Genomic DNA, 13,850 nt, shown 5'->3' with positions numbered 1-13,850 from the left:
CCCGGCGACCGCCCGATCCCGTGCGGCGAATCGGCGATCGGTCGACCCGATGCATCGAAACACGGCATCGGGGGACCTTTCCGATATGCCGGACCGCATCGCCACGACAGTCGAGGGACGCTCGCTGACGCTCACCCACCTGGACAAGGTGTGGTGGCCCCAGACCGGATACACCAAGGGCCAGGCGCTGGACTACTACGCCAGGCTCGCCCCGGTCCTGCTCCCGCACGTCGCCGGACGCCCGGCCACGTTCATCCGCTATCCGCACGGCGTGGACGGCGGCGGCCGCTTCTACAACAAGAACGTGCCGGCGGGCGCGCCCGACTGGGTGCGCACGATCGAGGTGATCGGCCGGGACGAGAACAGGCGGCACGTCGACGTCGACTCGCTGCCCACCCTGATGTGGGTGGCCAATCTGTCCGCGATCGAGCTCCACGTGCCGCAGTGGGGCGCCGACCCGGACGGCCACGACCGGCTCGTGCTCGATCTGGACCCCGGGCCCGGCGCGGGTCTGCCCGAGTGCCGCCGGGTCGCGCTGCTGGCCCGCGACCTGCTCGCGGCGGACGGGCTGACCTGCGTGGTCAAGACCTCGGGCAGCAAGGGGCTGCACCTGTACGCGGCCCTGGAACCGACACCGGAGGCGGCGGTCGGCGCGTACGCCAAGGCGCTCGCGGTGCGCCTGGAGCGGGAGCATCCCGAACTGGTCGTGCATCGGATGGCCAAGAACCTGCGCACGAACCACGTGTTCGTGGACTGGAGTCAGAACGCGAGCGCGAAGACCACCGCCGCGCCGTACACGCTGCGCGCGCAGCCCGAACCGACCGTGTCCACGCCGGTGTCCTGGGCCGAGATCGAGTCGGACGCGGACCTGGTGTTCGGCCCGGCGCAGGTGCTGGAGCGGGTGGAGCGGGACGGCGACGGATTCGCGCCGTTGCTCGCCGCGGAGACGACCGGCCGGCTGCCGTAGGCGTCACCGGGCGCGGGGTTCGCGGCGGAGGGGCGTCCGCGGGCGCCCGCGGGGCTTCTCCGGGGATTCCACCGGGCAAGCGGCTCGCGGACCCCGGTACGCCGGGCGCGGGGCCGCTCGGCCGGTCGGGTGTGATTCAGTCCTCGGCCAGGTCCGGGCGCAGGCGGTGCCAGGAGGGATGGCGCAACAGGCCCGCGCGGGTGCGCATCGCGTACCGGACCTCGCCGACCAGCCGCGGCAACACCCAGTGCGCGCCGACCACCGGCGGGCGCGGTGTGAACGGACACGTGTCGGTCGCGGACACCCGCAGGAACTCGCCGAGCACCTCCCGGTCCCGATCGCCGAAGCCGGTGCCCACCGCGCCGACGTAGCGCAACAGCCCCTCCTCGCGCACCCCCACCAGCAGCGCGCCGGGCAACCCGGTGAGCCGACCGCGCCCGGGCAGCCAGCCGCCCACGATCACGTCCAGGGTCTGCACGTGCCGGATCTTCACCCAGTTCGACGAGCGCCGGCCGGGTGTGTACACCGAGTCCAGGCGCTTGCAGACCAGCCCCTCCAGTCCCTCCGCCCGGGTCGCCGCGAGCGCCGTTTCGCCGTGGCCGACCAGCGCGGCCGGCGTCGACCAGTGCGGGCCGCGTAGATCGAGCCCTTCGAGCGCCCGGCGCCGATCGGCGTACGGGCGGTGGATCAGCGACCTGCCGGCCAGGAACAACACGTCGAACAGCAGCAGCCGCACGGGCACCCGATCGCGCATCCGAGCGGCCTCGGCCGGGTGATCGACCAGTGCCATCCGGGGCTGTAGGCGTTCGAAGTCGCTGTGTCCGCGCTCGTCCAAGGCGACCACCTCGCCGTCCAGCACGGCCGAGCGGGTACCGAGCACCGTGCGCAGTGCGTGCAACTCGGGATAGGCCGCGGTGATGTCCGCTCCCGAGCGCGAGCGCAACACCACCGTGCCGTCCCCCGGGAGGTAGCCGACACACCGTTGACCGTCCAACTTCGTCTCGTACGCCCAGCGATCGTCCTCGGCGGCCGGCGGCAGCCCGCCCGTGGTGGCGAGCATGGGCGGATACACCGGCAGATCGGCCATGGGGTGAACGTGGTCGGCACGGCCGCCCGGTACACGCCGGGTCCCCCGAACGGTCCAGGTGCCGCCCGGCGGGGTGCGCCGGACGGAACGCGGACCGCGCGGGCCGGGCCGGGCCGAGACCGGGTCCGCGCTCGGCCGCCCCCGGCGGATCGGCGGGCCGGCGGGTCGATGGGTCAGCGGGTCAATAGGGCCTCGATGGTGGAGCCCGGGGTTTCCGGGGACCAGGTGGGGTCGCAGCCGGCGAGGGCGGCGAATATTCGGGTCCATCGGGTCGGGTCGGTGCCCGGGTGGGCTTCGAGCAGTGCGGCGATCTCCGCGCGGGCCTCGTCCGCAGCGGCGCGGATGGCGGGTTCGACGCCGATGCGGTGGCCGGCCTCGGCGATCCAGCGCAGCACCGAGCCGGCGGCGCGGGCGACATGGACCAGGTCGTGGCCGGTCAGCAGACCGGCCGTGACCAGGTCGTCCAGGTGGGTGTACCAGGTGGCGTCGCCCGGGTCGCTGCCCCCGAAGGCCACCGAGGCCCGTGCCTGCTCCGGGGCCAGGGTCGCGGCGCTGCGGGCCACCTGGTAGTGCAACGGGCCCAGTTCCATCAGTCGCGCGGGCGAGTCCGGCTGGAGCACGAGGCGGTTCAGCACCGCCGCCGGGAACGGCTCCCGCTCGTGCTCGGCGACGATCAGGTCCCAGTCGCGCAGATACGGCAGGTCGAGCACCTCGTTGGTCTCGGCTGCCCCGGAGCACCTGCGCAGCTTGGCCACCAGTTTGTCGCCGGCCCGCTCGCGGTCGATCCGCTCGGTGAGCGCCGCGTCCGGATCGGCCGTCGCGAGTGCCTTGAGCACCACCCGGCCGGCGGTCGCGCCGAGCACGCCCTGCTCCACCAGGTCGCCGATCCGGTCCGTGCCGCCGTACCGCAACAGGCCTCGCAGGCCCAGGAGTCGGTCCAGCAGCGACGCCTTCTTGCCCAACTGGCGCAGCGCGTGCTCGATCAGCTCCGGGTCGGCCGCCTCGACCTTGATCCGCAGCGCCGGCAGCACCGACGCGGTGGGTCGATGGTCGGCCGACAACCGCTCGCGCAACGCCGGATCCAGCGGGAGCAGATCCGTGGGCCCGTTCGCGGGCCGACCCTGCGGCACCCGGGACAACACCGCGCGGCGCACCGCGACGTCCTCGCGCACCAGCGGTGACCCGTACAGGTCCGCGTTCAACCGCGGGTCGTCCAGCCGCAACAGCCGGTTCCGGACCACCGGATCGCGGTGCCGGGCCGCCAGGATCCGCAGCCCGGCCCGGTCGTTCGCCAGGAACGGGTACTCGTCCAGCGCGGGCGCGTGGTGCTCGACGTGGCGTGCGTACGCCGTCAGCGTCGGATAGGCGTGCTCGCCGAAGCGGGGCAGCAGGACCGCGAGCGCCTCGGGTGACGCACGCAGCAGCAGGTCGCCCGCCGGCCACCGCCAACCGCGCCAGATCCGCCAGGAGTTCTCGTGGGCCGCGGCGAACTCGATGGTGATCGGCGACCGGACCGGCTCCCAATCGCCGGCCCCGTCGTCACCGCCGTCGACCGTCGACTTCACGGCCGCGTCCAGGAGTTCGGGCAACGAGCGGTCGCCGGCCGAACCCATCGCGGTCAGCGCGGCCAGCCAGCGGTCCGGGTCGACGCCCAGCCGCTCGGCGACCAGCGCATCGATCGCCCGGTTCAGCGGACCCGCCAGGACCCGCGATCGCCACCTCCTGGGCAGCGGGGTCAGGGTCCGCGCGGGCAGCACGCCGAGCAGCTCGATCGGCCCGACGATGCCGTGCCGGTAGACACCCTCGGCCAGGAAGTCGCCGCCGCCACGCTTTGCTTCGTAGTACTCGCCGACCCAACTCAGAAACGAAGCGGGGTCGGCCGGGCTCGGCCAGGTGTCCCTGGTCGGGTACTGCTCCGGGCGTTCGGCGGGGGTGCCGGCCAGGATCGAGGCGATGCGATCCCTCGTCGGCTCCTCCAGGTCCTTGTTCTCGGCCATCGCCGCCAACACCTCGGGCTCGCCGAGGTCGATCAGGTCGTTGGCCACCGACTCGTCGAACACCCGGCGCCCCAGGGCCACCCGCGGCTCCACCGAATCGCTGCCGAAGCACGCCTCGTAGAGCCAACTCGGGTATTCGAAGCCCGGCGCGTCGATGATCCGCACCGACGCCAGTGCCGCGAGTACGCTCGGATCCGTCGGCACCGGAACCGACTCCGGCCCCGATTCCGGCCCCGAACCGGCACCCGCCGCCATCGTGCGCAGCAGATGCACCGCCACCAGCCGGGACGTGCGATCCTGCTCGACGGCCCGGACCGCACGGCGGCGGACCGTCGGCTCCGGCGCGGACACCGGCTCCTCGCTCGCGGTCTCGGCCGCCTCGCGCCGCGCGATCTCCAGCGCGACGGCGTCCGCGCGAGCGAGTTCCTCGGCCCCGGGACGCGGACCCGCGGCCTGGCCGGCCAGCACGATCAGCTCGGCGAGCGACCCGGCGAACCCGTCGACCATGGCGACCGCGACGGCCAACGCGTCGGTGTGGCCCGCGAGATGCTCCCGGCTCAGCTCGGCCAGTCGGGCCCGCAGCGGAGCCAGCACGGTCTCCGGGTTCAGCCCGTGCGCGGACGACACCACGGCCTGCGCCGGGTGGGCCACGTCGACCAGCCGGACCGGATCCAGCAGACCGTGCTCCACCGCCTCGTTCACCCAGCGCTCGTCCCGGTCGAAGGGCTCGGTGCGCAACCACTCCAGCGGCGGGGTGTCGATCGCCCGGCGCACGTGCGTGCGCAGGGCGTTGACCATCGCCAGGCGCAGGTACGCCCGATCCTCGTCGGTGGCGTGCTCGTGTCGGATCAGGTCGTCGATCGCTTCGTAGGCGAACGGCTGCTCGCGGTTGGCCGCCATCAGCAGCGGGAAATCGTGCGCGTACGGCTCGTGCACCAGGTCGCGGACCGTGGTGCGACTGGTCCGGGTCTGGAAGCGGTGCGGCAACGTGGCCGGATCCTCGTAGGGTTCGCCGCTCGCGCGCAGGTCGGCCAGGCCGTCCTCGGCCTTGAGCGCGGCCTCCACCCGCTTGCGGATCTGCGCCGCGGTGCCGGTCCCGGTGGTGTCCAGGAGCGTGCGTACGCCGGCCGGGCCGTGGCGCTCCCACACCTTGATGTAGGCGTACTGCTGGGCGACCTTGCGGCAGCCGAACCCCAGCGCCCGCGCGGCCAGTTCCGGTTCGCCGCAGGCCACCAGCGGAAGCAGGGTGCGCCGGTCGCCGTGCGCGAGCAGATCGCCGCGCAGGCCCGGGTCCAGCGGTGTGCGTCGGGCGATGGTGCGGCGCATCGACGGGGTCGAGCGCATGCCGAGATACGCGGCGGCGTCCACGGCCGGGACCCGCTTGGCGACCAGGCGGTCGAGTTCGCGGATGTCCAGGCCGATATTGCGGGCCAGCGCCTCCCACGCGCGCGGGTCGGTCGAGGTGATCGCCGCCTCGCGCACGTGCTGTGGGAGCACGCCGCTGGAGAGCAGGTCGCGCACCAGGCCGTCGGCCAGGTCGGGCAACAACGCGCGCAGGTCGTCCGGGTCGGCCGAGACGAGCAGGTGCCGAAACGGCTTGGTCAGCGTCGGGGGCGGGCCGCCGACCTGCTCCGGCGGCCCGGTGACGGTGCCTGCCGCGATGCCCGCGAGCAGGGTCGGCAGCGCGTCGCGGTGCCGGGGCAACACCGCACGCAGGGTGTTCCAGCGGTCCGCGCGGGTGCCCAGGTGCCGGTGCAACAACTCGCGCAATTCGGCGCAGTCCGGGAGTTCGACCAGCGTGGCGACCGCCGTCCGGGCGGGGCTCACCTCGTTGAGCACCCGGGCCACGTCGGCGGGCTCGGCCAGGTCGCGGGTGAGCGCGGCGATCCGGGTCAGCGCGGGGTGCCGGGGAGTGCCGATCGCCGCCCGCAGCACCGCGAGCGTCGGCCGGGCCACCGGGCCCACCGCCGTCGGATGCGCGGTGTACAGCGCGACGAGCAGGTCGTCGGGGCAGTCCGGGTCGGCGGCCAGGAGTGCGGCGGTGGCCTCCGGCAGCGGCTCGCGCCGGTGCTCGTTCCGCAGCGCGGCCCAGTCGATCTCCCGACGCCAGGGCGACGGATGAACCCCGGCGCGCAATTCGGCGATCAGCCCGGCGGGACCCTCGGCCTCGGCCACCGCGGCGGCAAGCCGGGCGACCTGCGCCTCGGTTGTGCCGTCGGCGGCCTCCGTCGTCTCGGCCGGCCGGCCGGCGAGCGCGGCCACCTCGGGCCGCACGTGGCGCAGCGCCTCGGGCAGCAGGTCGGCGCCGCCGTGCCGGCTCAGCGACAACAGGCCGCGCAGTTCCTCGGCGGCGGTCAGGGTGCCGGCGCACGCGCGCAGCGCGGGCGCGACCAGATCGGGTCGTTCGGCGACCACGGCGGCGGCCGGCCCGCGCGGCGGCTGCCCCGCCGCGGACTGTGCGAGCAACTCCTCGTGCAGTGCGGTCAACGGATGCGGGGTCTCGGTGTAGCGGCCGGGGGCGAGCACGGCCCGGCGCATCCAGCCGGTGGCCTCGGGATGTGCGTAGACGATCCGGTCGACCACCGGGTCCGGTTGCTCCAGGAGCGCGGCCAGGTCGGCCGGGGTGAGCAACCCGCCGTTGCGCGCGAGACTGCGGCGTACCCACGGGTCGGGGTCACGGGCGGCGAGCGCCCGCACGCCCGGTGTCGGCCGGTCGCCCAGGAGTGCGCCGATCACGTCGTCGCCGACGCGATGGCGGATCCGGCCGAGGTCGCCGACGGCGGCGCCCTCGAACAGCAGTCCGATCAGAAGGGCCTTGTTCGCGACCTGTACCCGTGACACCACTCACCCCGTACTCGCCCGTTCCGCTTGCGGGTTACACCCCATCACAGCGTCCGGACATCGGGCGCGCCGGCCCCGCCGCGTGGCCGCCCGGTCCGGACGCGGACCCGGGTCGACGTGTCGACCTGCGGTGGTTACGGGTACAACCGATCGAGTCCTCCCGAGTAGTACGGCCTGTCCGGATCTTGGTCGAGCACGTACTGCGTCGCGATCCGCCCTGCCTGGTGGGGTTCCGGGGCATTCCCGGGGCCGATGGGTGGCAGGGCACGGTCGGGGCGCATTACCGGCCGTGGACGGGTCATGTCCAGGCGGAGGCCATGCCCGGCGGGTTCGCCCGCTCGAAAGGACGGTTCGGTGATGACCACTCTGGGTGTCGAGGAGGAGTACCTGCTCGTGGACCCGGTCAGCGGGCTGCCGGTACCGGCGGCCGAGCGGGTCCGGGCCGAGGTGGGTCTGCGGCCCGGGTTCGACCTCGGCGACGTGCAGCCCGAGTTACTGAAGGCGCAGTTGGAGGTGGCGACGCCGGTGTGCTCCTCGCTCGACGAGATCGGCGGGCACCTGTACCGGATGCGGCACGAACTGTCGGCGGCGGCCGAGCGGATCGGTTGTCGGATGGTCGCCTGCGGTACCGCGCCCGCGGGCAACGGGAAGCCGATGGAGATCAGCGAGCATCCGCGCTATCTCGCGATCGCGGAGAACGCCCGGCGCCTGGCCGACGTGCAACTCATCCACGGCATGCATGTGCATGTGGCGGTGCCGGACCGGGAGACGGGGGTTCAGGTCGTCAACCGGATCCGGCCGTGGTTGCCGCTGCTGGTCGCGATGGGCGCCAACTCGCCGCTCTGGCAGGGGGTGGACACCGGTTTCGCGAGTTGGCGCACGATCCACTACGCACGCTGGCCGGTCGAGGGGCAACCCCCGGTGTTCGTGGACCTGGAGGAGTACGAACGCAGGGTGGACGCGCTGCTCGCGGTGGGGGTGATGCTGGACCGCGGTCAGGTGTACTGGCAGGTGCGGCTGTCCGAACGTTTTCCCACCATCGAGATCCGCTGCCCGGACGTGCAGTTGCGGGCGGACGATGCGGTGATGCTGGCCGGACTGGTCCGGGCGCTGGTGGTCACCGCACTGCACCAGCACGACGAGAAGGCGCCGTACGCCGCACCCGACCAGGAACTGCTGCGCGCCGCCTGCTGGTTGGCGGCCCGGGACGGACTGGACGGGGATCTGTTCGGGCCGGTGGGGCCGGCGGGAGCGGCCCGGCGGATGCAGGCCGGTGATCTGGTCGGCGAACTGCTCGCGCACGTCACCCCGGTGCTGGACGAATTGGGGGACACCACGCGGGTGTTCGCCCTGGTGGATCGGATGATCGTGCAGGGTACGGGGGCCGATCGGCAGCGTGAGGCGTTCGTGGCCGGGGGGTTGCCGAGCGTGCTGGACCTGCTGATTTCGGATACTTCGGCGACGTAGGCGACGGTCGGCGGTGACGGGGTGCCTGTTCGGGGAGGACGGGCGGACAGGGGCTGACGGGGGGAGGGCCCGGCAGGCAGGGTGGGGGTGTGTCGACACTTCCGCATCACCCGACTCCTCCGCCTCGGGCCGGCCACCTCGTGGTGTGCGGCGACGATGCGCTCGCCCAGCGGCTGTCGTACGAACTCGCGCACGTCTACGGGGAACATGTGACGGTGCTGCTGCCCTCGGTGCACCGCAACCACGGTCCACAGATCGATGATCTGGCGCGCGGCGGCGGACTTTCGGTGTCCGTGGTCGAGGCCGCCGAGCCGACCGACGACGCGCTGCGTTCGGCGGGCGTGTCGGGCGCGTCGGCGCTCGCGCTGGTCTATCGCGACGACCGGGCCAACATCCACGCGGCGTTGCGGGCCCGGCGGATCAACCCGCGGATCCGGCTCGTGGTGCGGCTGTACAACCGCAAGCTCGGTCGGCATCTGCAGGAACTGCTCGACCGGGCGGTGGCGGCCCGGGTCGGCGACGGCTCGGCCGGGGAGGTGACCACGACCGTGCTCTCCGACGCGGACACCGCCGCCCCGGCCCTGGTCGCCGCCGCGATCGCCGGTGCGGGCAAGGTCGTCCAGGCCGACGGGCTGTTGCTGCGCGCGGCCGAGCGACCCGCCGACGAGCGCGACCCCGCGCCGTACCTGTACACGCTCGCGCTGGCCTCGGACGAGCCGGGCGGCAGCCCGGAGTTGTTGCCCGACGACGCCGCGGCTGCCGCCGGCCGGGCCACCCGGGGCCGTACCGTCCTGGAGACGATCAGCCTGGAGGAGAGCCCCGCGACGCCGGTCAACCGGCCCCGATTGCCGCCGGGACTGCCGGTCGCCACGCTGTTCCCGCGGCGATTGCGCTACGCGATCCTCGGCCTGATCGCGCTGCTCTTCGTCTTCGCCGGGCTGACCTGGTGGGTCACCGGGGACCCACCGCTGCGGGCCGCCTATCGCTCGATCCTGGACGTCTTCGGGATGGGCGAACCGGCGCTCGGCGAGGGCACCGGGCGCCAGATCGTCCAGGTGTTGTCCGGACTCGCCGGACTGGCCCTGCTGCCGGTGCTGTTCGCGGTGGTGCTGGAGAGCCTGGGCACCTTCCGGACCGCGACCACCCAGCGTCCGCCGCCGCGGGCGATCGCCGACCACGTGGTGCTGCTGGGTCTGGGCAAGATCGGCACGCGCGTGTTGGATCGACTGTGCGACCTGGGCGTTCGGGTCGTGTGCGTGGAACGCGACCCACAGGCGCTGGGCATCACCACCGCGCATGCGCGCCGGGTGCCGGTGGTGATCGGCGACGTCACCCGCGAGGGCGTCCTGGAGGCCGCGCACATCGGCACCAGCCGGGCACTGCTGGCTCTGACCAGCGACGACGCGATCAACCTGGAGGCGGCCCTGTACGCCCGCGAGGTGGATCCGGAACTGCGGGTGGTGTTACGGCTGTTCGACGACGACTTCGCCAGGACGGTGTACGGGACGCTGCGCGAGTCCTACCCGAACGCGCTCACCCGCAGCCGCAGCGTGTCCTCGCTCTCTGCGCCGGCCTTCGCCGGCGCCGTGATGGGTCGGCAGATCCTGGGCGCGATCTCGGTGGAGCGCGAGGTGCTGCTGTTCGCGGCGATCGAAGTCGCGGGCCGCCCGGAATTGCAGGGCCGCACGGTGGCGGAATCGTTTCGGGCCGGGATGTGGCGGGTGCTCGCGCTGGACGTGGCCGATCCGGCGGACCGCCGGGCCGATCTGGGCACCGACGCGGCGCCGCAGCGCGATCTGGTGTGGGAACTGCACCCGGGCTACCTCCTCCGGTCGACCGACCGGGTGGTGCTGGCGGCGACCCGGCAGGGGTTGGCGGAGTTGTTGCGCGGGGATCGCGGCGGCATGCCGACGGGGTAGCGGCGCCGGCCCGGTCGGTCGCCCGCGTCGCCCCGCGGTCGGCCCGCGTCGGCCCGGCGCCGCTCCCGCCCCTGGCTCGCCCGGTCGGCCCGCCGGTCGGCCATCCGGGTCCTCCCGACAAGCACAGGATGTCCGAATTTCGCCTTCGATGTGACGGTCCGTCGCCGACAGACTGCGTAGCGACACGATCGTCGATGCAACGAAGGACAGGGTGAGCGGCGATGTCCGAGGGATTCGCGCCGGAAACGGACGCGGAAGCGGGTACGGGAGCCGGATCCGGCCCGGCCGAGGTGATCTTCCACGGCGGCGAAATCGAGACGGTGGCGGGCGGGCCCGGCCCGAGGGAGATCGTGGGGGAGGTCGGTGCGCGACCCGAGGCGGTCGCCGTCAAGGACGGCCGCATCGCCTTCGTCGGCGACCTGGACGAGGCGCTCGCGCAGTGGCGGGGCCCCACGACCCGGCTGTACGACCTGGCCGGCCGGGCGCTGCTGCCGGGCTTCGTCGACCCGCACGGCCACGTGGTGGGCACCGGCCTCCAGGAGACGATCGCCGACCTGCTTCCCGAACCGGACGGCGATGTCGGGGACATCGACACGATCGTGCGCAAGCTGCGCCGGTTCGCCGACGGCGAGGTCGGCCGGCGATCCGAGTGGATCGTCGGCTTCGGCTACGACGACGCGCTGCTGGACGGCGAGTCGCATCCGACCCGGGAGGACCTGGACCGGGTCTCCATGGAGCGGCCGGTGCTGGCCATCCACCAGTCGTTCCACCTGGGCGCGGTGAACAGCAAGGGGCTGGAGGTGCTGGAGTACAGCGCCGCCACGAAGGATCCCAAGGGCGGGCGGATCCGACGCGGCGACGAGTCGGTGCTGCCGTTCGGCGAGCCGGACGGGGTGTTGGAGGAGACCGCGTTCTTCCCCGCCTCCGGCCGCGCGATCATGGGCATCGCCGAGCAGGACCGGGCGCGCTTCCTGGACAAGGGCCTGAAGGCGGCGGCGAGTTACGGCTTCACGACCGTGCAGGAGGGCGCCGCGGAGTTGGCGGTGCTGGGTGACCTGCGGGCACTGGCCGCGGCCAAGGCGCTGCCCCTGGACGTCGTCGTCTACGTGAAGGCGGCCGACGCGATCAAGGCCCCACATCTGGTGGAGGCGAGCGCGGAGTACCTGAACGGTCTGCGGGCGGCCGGGATCAAGCTGCATCTGGACGGCTCGCCACAGGGCCGGACGGCCTGGCTGCGCAAGCCGTACAAGACTCCGCCGGGGGACTTGGGCGACGACTACTGCGGCTACCCGACCCTGGAGGAGGAGGTCGCCCTCGACCAGGTCCGGGCCGGCTTCGCACACGGCTGGCAGGTGATCGCGCACGTCAACGGCGACGAGGCGATCGCCCAGCTGATCCGCTGTGTGCAGACCGCCACCAAGGAGGCGAGGCCGGCCGATCGGCGCACCGTGGGCATCCACTGTCAGACGGCGGGTGAGGACCAGATCGAGGAGTTCCGCCGCTTGGGCATCATCCCGTCGTTCTTCTCGATGCACACGTTCTACTGGGGCGACTGGTACTACGAGACGGTGCTCGGTGAGGAACGCGCCGTCGACATCTCGCCCGCGGGATGGGCCCTGGCCCGCGGCATGGTCTACACCTCGCACCACGACGCGCCGGTGGCCCGGCCGAGTTCGCTCGCGATCCTGTCCAGCCAGGTCACCCGGAAGACCCGCAGGGGCATGACGCTCGGCAAGCACCAGTGCGTGTCGGGCGCGGACGCGGTGCGGTCGATCACCATCAACGCGGCCTACCAGTACGGCGAGGAGGGAGACAAGGGCAGCATCGAGGTGGGCAAGCTGGCCGACCTGGTGGTCCTGAGCGCGAATCCGGTGACGGTGCCGGGTGAGGCGATCGCGGAGATCACCGTCGAGGAGACGATCAAGGCGGGCCGTACGGTCTTCCCGCCGGTCGAGGAGACGCCCGTCCCGGTGCCCCCGGGGGTCGGGGCGAAGCTGTTCACGCACCACTGCTGATGGCGTGGTCCGTCCCGCCCGGGCCGGGTCGGCGCGGGCGGGACGACCCGACGGTCAGGCCAGGGGGACGCCGAGGTCGGGCAGCACTTCCGCGCCCGGGAGTTCGGCGAGCAGCCGGCCCGGCACCCACAGCTTGGAGCCGCGGATCCCGGAGCCGACCACGATGCGCGGGTGGGCGGCGACGGCGGCGTCGATCAGGATCGGCCAGTCCGCGGGCAGCCCGATCGGGGTGATCCCGCCGTACCGCATCCCGGTCGCGGCGAGCACCGCGTCCACCGGGGCGAACGACGCCTTGCGGGCGTCCAGGTGCCGGCGGACCAGGCCGTTCACGTCGGCCCTGGTGGTGGCGGTGATCAGACATGCCGCGTAGGTGACCGTGCCGCCGCGCTTGGCGGCGATCACCACGCAGTTCGCGCCGTCGGCCGGGGCCACGTCGTAGCGGGCGCAGAACGCGGCGGTGTCCGCCAGTTCGGGATCGATCGCGGCGACCTCGACCAGGCCGGCCGACTCGGCCGGCCAACCGGCCAGGGCACGGGCCACGGGTTCGGCGAGCAACTCGGGATGGGACAGCGCGGGATGAAGGGCGAGTGCGGAGGTCATGGGGCCATCCAACCCAATCGGCCGCGCCCGTGCGCGCGAGCACGCGGGAGACCGGCCTCGCCGCCCGGCGGGCGGGGTCGGCGGGACCGGACCCGCGGCCGGCGGGCGTGGTGCTCACCCCCGGACGCGGGCGGACGGCGCACCCGCGGCTCGGCGACACGCTCGCGCCGGGCGTTCACCCGCGGACGCGGCGGACGTGGCGGGCGTACATCGGGCGGCCGACCAGGCGCCAGATCAGCCGGGCCTGGAGCGGCAACCCACCGAGCATCGTGGCCCGCTCGGTGGTGTCCGCGTCCTCCAGCACCACACCCAGCAGAAGCAGGATCTGCGGCTTGGGCGTGGTCTCCACGAAGTGCTCGCCCATCGCGTTCCACTCCTGCGCGGTCAGCAGCCGCTGTGCCAGCGGAAGCAGCTCGGCCTCCTCCTCGTCGAGGTGCTCGACCAGCGCCGCGCGGTGTTCGACCAGCGCCGCCACCACCGCGTCGCGCTCGGCGGCCCCGGCGCCCGCCGCCCACGCCGCGATCAGCTCTCCTGCGGCGGTCAGCGAGCCGGCCACCCGCTCGTGCTGGGCCTCCATCCGCAACACCAGGTCGGCCTCCAGGTCGACGCGCGCCAGCAGCGGCGGCCACAGCAGCTCGTCCTCGCCGGTGTGGTGCCCGTGCAGGCCCAGCCGGTACAGGTCGAAGTGGTCGGCGAGCACCTTGGCCCGGGCGGTGTCGCCCGGCGCGACTGCGGCGATCAACTCGATCAGCAGGCGCGATTCGCGGCGCAGCCCGCGGTGGACGATCACCATTTCCCGGGTGTCGAAGCCGGCCGAGGCGGGGGAGACGGGCGAGGAGGACGAGGTGCTCATGGTGGGTGATCCCTTCGGTGGGCCCTCGACGCGGTGTCGCCGGGCATGCTCATAGCCTGGTCCCGGCGTCTTGGAGGAATCCTGGAAGGAACATGGAGCCGCCC

8 protein-coding genes are annotated in these 13,850 nt (G+C 73.4%); 4 read left to right on the top strand and 4 right to left on the bottom strand.

From position 1 onward, the window contains the following. The first annotated feature begins 85 nt into the window (after positions 1-85). Entirely contained in the window at positions 86-967 is an 882-nt protein-coding gene (gene ligD / locus ACIBM5_RS25105) for a non-homologous end-joining DNA ligase (protein ID WP_396008873.1), read from the top strand. Between the two features lie 136 nt (positions 968-1,103). Here ligD (ACIBM5_RS25105) and ligD (ACIBM5_RS25100) read toward each other — a convergent pair whose 3' ends face one another. Together ligD (ACIBM5_RS25100) and ACIBM5_RS25095 are read right to left on the bottom strand one after the other, a co-directional pair. Further along, positions 1,104-2,054, bottom strand: a complete 951-nt coding sequence (gene ligD, locus ACIBM5_RS25100; RefSeq protein WP_396008872.1) for a non-homologous end-joining DNA ligase — start codon at positions 2,052-2,054, stop codon at positions 1,104-1,106. Positions 2,055-2,227: 173 nt separating this feature from the next. Continuing rightward, positions 2,228-6,892, bottom strand: a complete 4,665-nt coding sequence (locus ACIBM5_RS25095) for a hypothetical protein (protein ID WP_396008871.1) — start codon at positions 6,890-6,892, stop codon at positions 2,228-2,230. 357 nt (positions 6,893-7,249) lie between these two features. On the opposite strand from ACIBM5_RS25095, the gene ACIBM5_RS25090 reads away from it, so the two are divergent. The 3 genes from ACIBM5_RS25090 (at position 7,250) to ACIBM5_RS25080 (ending at position 12,293) form a co-directional block, all read left to right on the top strand. After that, on the top strand, positions 7,250-8,359 hold the full coding sequence (locus ACIBM5_RS25090; RefSeq protein WP_396008870.1) for a glutamate--cysteine ligase: 1,110 nt from the start codon (positions 7,250-7,252) through the stop codon (positions 8,357-8,359). A gap of 89 nt (positions 8,360-8,448) precedes the next feature. Then, the gene (locus ACIBM5_RS25085) at positions 8,449-10,278 is read left to right on the top strand and encodes an NAD-binding protein (protein ID WP_396008869.1); all 1,830 of its coding nucleotides are present in this window, start codon (positions 8,449-8,451) and stop codon (positions 10,276-10,278) included. Positions 10,279-10,499: 221 nt separating this feature from the next. After that, complete coding sequence (locus ACIBM5_RS25080) at positions 10,500-12,293, top strand: amidohydrolase (protein WP_396008868.1); 1,794 nt, start codon at positions 10,500-10,502, stop codon at positions 12,291-12,293. 54 nt (positions 12,294-12,347) lie between these two features. On the opposite strand, the gene ACIBM5_RS25075 is transcribed toward ACIBM5_RS25080, so the two are convergent. Together ACIBM5_RS25075 and ACIBM5_RS25070 are read right to left on the bottom strand one after the other, a co-directional pair. Beyond that, positions 12,348-12,893, bottom strand: a complete 546-nt coding sequence (locus ACIBM5_RS25075; RefSeq protein ID WP_396008867.1) for a YbaK/EbsC family protein — start codon at positions 12,891-12,893, stop codon at positions 12,348-12,350. Positions 12,894-13,068: 175 nt separating this feature from the next. Continuing rightward, positions 13,069-13,746 carry a hemerythrin domain-containing protein gene (locus ACIBM5_RS25070; RefSeq protein ID WP_396008866.1) on the bottom strand — a complete coding sequence of 226 codons (678 nt, stop codon included), beginning with the start codon at positions 13,744-13,746 and terminating at the stop codon, positions 13,069-13,071. Between the last annotated feature and the right edge of the window lie 104 nt (positions 13,747-13,850).

The sequence above is a fragment of the Embleya sp. NPDC050493 genome, assembly GCF_044458105.1.
Taxonomy (GTDB): Bacteria; Actinomycetota; Actinomycetes; order Streptomycetales; family Streptomycetaceae; genus Embleya.
The sequence above is the reverse complement of the archived record's forward strand: the minus strand, read 5'-3'. Positions and strand labels throughout refer to the sequence as shown.

What these genes read in the sequence shown, in the direction of transcription:
- ligD (WP_396008873.1), top strand. Translation starts at nt 86, where the DNA reads ATGCCGGACCGCATCGCCACGACAGTCGAGGGACGCTCGCTGACGCTC.
- ligD (WP_396008872.1), bottom strand. Translation starts at nt 2,054, where the DNA reads ATGGCCGATCTGCCGGTGTATCCGCCCATGCTCGCCACCACGGGCGGG.
- ACIBM5_RS25090 (WP_396008870.1), top strand. Translation starts at nt 7,250, where the DNA reads ATGACCACTCTGGGTGTCGAGGAGGAGTACCTGCTCGTGGACCCGGTC.
- ACIBM5_RS25080 (WP_396008868.1), top strand. Translation starts at nt 10,500, where the DNA reads ATGTCCGAGGGATTCGCGCCGGAAACGGACGCGGAAGCGGGTACGGGA.
- ACIBM5_RS25075 (WP_396008867.1), bottom strand. Translation starts at nt 12,893, where the DNA reads ATGACCTCCGCACTCGCCCTTCATCCCGCGCTGTCCCATCCCGAGTTG.
- ACIBM5_RS25070 (WP_396008866.1), bottom strand. Translation starts at nt 13,746, where the DNA reads ATGAGCACCTCGTCCTCCTCGCCCGTCTCCCCCGCCTCGGCCGGCTTC.